The sequence below is a fragment of the Catenibacterium sp. genome (genome assembly GCF_052354645.1).
GTDB classification, from domain to species: Bacteria; Bacillota_I; Bacilli_A; order Erysipelotrichales; family Coprobacillaceae; genus Catenibacterium; species Catenibacterium mitsuoka_A.
The window spans coordinates 1-2493 of record NZ_DAWDDM010000289.1 but is presented as its reverse complement, the minus strand read 5'-3'; the positions used below and the strand labels follow the sequence as shown (position 1 = coordinate 2493).

Annotated in this window: 4 protein-coding genes; all 4 read left to right on the top strand. The window is 32.3% G+C overall.

The genetic code is table 11. From position 1 onward, the window contains the following. On the top strand, window positions 1-1587 hold a 1587-nt coding region (locus ACT8VG_RS10085), incomplete at its 5' end, for an SbcC/MukB-like Walker B domain-containing protein (protein ID WP_444195785.1). Window positions 1588-1643: 56 nt separating this feature from the next. Next, the gene (locus ACT8VG_RS10080; protein ID WP_444195784.1) at window positions 1644-1907 is read left to right on the top strand and encodes a DUF1292 domain-containing protein; all 264 of its coding nucleotides are present in this window, start codon (window positions 1644-1646) and stop codon (window positions 1905-1907) included. 122 nt (window positions 1908-2029) lie between these two features. After that, window positions 2030-2194 (top strand): hypothetical protein, encoded by a 165-nt coding sequence (locus tag ACT8VG_RS10075; RefSeq protein WP_195921358.1) that lies wholly within the window; start codon window positions 2030-2032, stop codon window positions 2192-2194. 110 nt (window positions 2195-2304) lie between these two features. Further along, on the top strand, window positions 2305-2493 hold a 189-nt coding region (locus tag ACT8VG_RS10070), incomplete at its 3' end, for a hypothetical protein (protein ID WP_444195783.1).

Here is a 2493-nt window from a genome sequence, read left to right as displayed (position 1 = left end):
GGTTTACTTGCGAGAACACTTGAAGTTGGTACTCCATGTCCTGTCTGTGGTTCCATCCACCATCCACTTCCTGCATCTTTAAAAGATGGAGAAGTGGCCACTAAAGAAGAACTAGAAAAAATGAGAAGAGAAAAAGACAAGGCATTTGTCTTACTAGAAACAGAAAGCGCAAAAGCCTCATCTTTAAAAGATTCTTTAAATGAATTAAAAGAGAAACACAAGAATGATTTAAAGATTCTAAGTGACACACTCTCTAGTGAATCTACTCTTAATTCTATTAAAGAAACACTTCTAAATGAAAAACAAACTTTGAGTCGTCTTGTAGAAGAACTCAATGTGAGAAAGAGTCGTTATCAAGTACTCACAAAAGAACTAGAAACAATTGAAACACAGTTAAACCAATATGAAGAGAATGTAAAATCACTGACTGATGATATTCATCAATATGAAGTCAAGCTTGCTTCTCTTGATTCTACATTGACACAATTAAAGAGCCAGTTAAGCTATGCTTCATTAGAAGAAGCACAAAATGCGATAAGTCTACTTAATAAGAACAAACAGGAAGAAGAGGCAGCTTATAAGAACTTCAAAGAAAAATTAAATATATCTACAGATATTTATAATAAGTGTCAAACACTTATTACATCCTATAAAGAATCTCTTCCTCAACTAGAAAGAAGCAGGGATGAGTCTTATAAGACTTATACAAGCCAAGTAGAAGAATACAAATGTGATTCTTGGCAGGAGCTTACTTCTAAGTATCAAAAAGAAGATATACAGCGTTTCAATCAAGCTTATATGGATTATTCTAAGAATCATGCCAGTGTCTCTTCTAAAATTGATACAATAGAGAAACGTATCAATGGACAACCTCTTCCTAAACTAGATGTACTAGAAAAAGATTATCAAGATATATTAGAGACATATTCAAAACAATTAACTCAAGTACAATCATTAGAACATACTTATTTAAACAACAATGAATCATTAAAGAGCTTAGATAAGATTGTTTCTCATGCAAAAGAAATGATTCATAAGAACCACCAATTAACTACTCTATACAACCAATTATCTGGTAATGTATCAGGCTCTAGAATGGACTTAGAAACATATGTTCAAAGAACATACCTAGAACGTATCTTAATAGAGGCCAATAACCGTTTCTATGATATGTCTGCAGGTCAGTATGAGTTACATCTTAAAAATATTGAACAAGCAGGAGAAGGTAAGAATAAAGGCTTAGATTTAATGGTTTATTCTTTTGTGACTGACTCTGAAAGAGAAATCAATACATTATCAGGTGGAGAGTCATTCATGGCTGCACTCTCTTTAGCCCTAGGTATGGCAGATGAGATTAAAGAAAGTGCATCAGGTATTGATCTAGATATTATGTTTATTGATGAAGGATTTGGTTCTTTAGATGATCATTCAAGAGATGAAGCCGTTAAAGTACTTATGGATATGTCAGAAGGGTCTAAACTTATTGGTATTATCTCCCATGTATCAGAATTAAAACAGGAAATAGAAGATCAATTAGTTGTATCCAAGGATGATCATGGTTCTCATGTAAAATGGCAGATCAGTTAAAAATGATTGTCGTAAGACACATACTTATGGCATAATGGATACGCGAGGTAAACACAATGAAAAACATTATTACATTAAAAGATGCATCAGGAAATGATGTTGAGTTCAAGATGTTAGATCAATTCACTTATGATAAGCGTACATATGTTGTTCTTATGCCACATAATGAATCAACAACACAGGTTTCTATCTTTGAAGTCGTACCTACTAAAGAAGAGGGTGTAGATGGCTTATTAGGTGTTACACCTGATCAAACAAATATTCTCTTTGAAGTATTCAAAGAAAGAAACAAAGACAAATTCAATTTTGTAGAAGAATAGGCAATGGCCTATTCTTTTTAATATTATGTTATTATTATGTGAATATGTTATGAATATGTATTGTAATATATAATTATAACTGTATAATAATATATGGCATTGAAAGAGGGGAAGCGGTTTATATGACTCAAGAGAAAAAGAATGCTGGTTATGAAGGGGAAGCTGACCAGCATAAAAATTGCCGAAAGAAATTCTCCAATGCTCATATAATGAGAAATGGTTATACTTATACAGATCGTGTTCTTATAATCAAAGCATCTTATTATATGAAAAAAGGGAAGCTGTAAGGTCCTAGCAGGGCTTTACAGCTTCCTTTGATTTTTATTGTAATGTGTTTAAAATATGTTAGAATAGTTACGGCTAAATTATTTGTGGTTATGAAATGGAGGATAACTTTATGGGGCTACAACTAAGTAGAAACATGAATCAAGCAGATCCTATTATTATTGTTGGATTAGGAGGACTTGGTGGCGGTGTCATTGATTCCTTAAAAGGTAAAATAAAACATGATTATGATGATATAGATAGAGTAAAAATGAGAATCGTAGATATGACTTCTCATATCAAGAATACACATATGACAGAT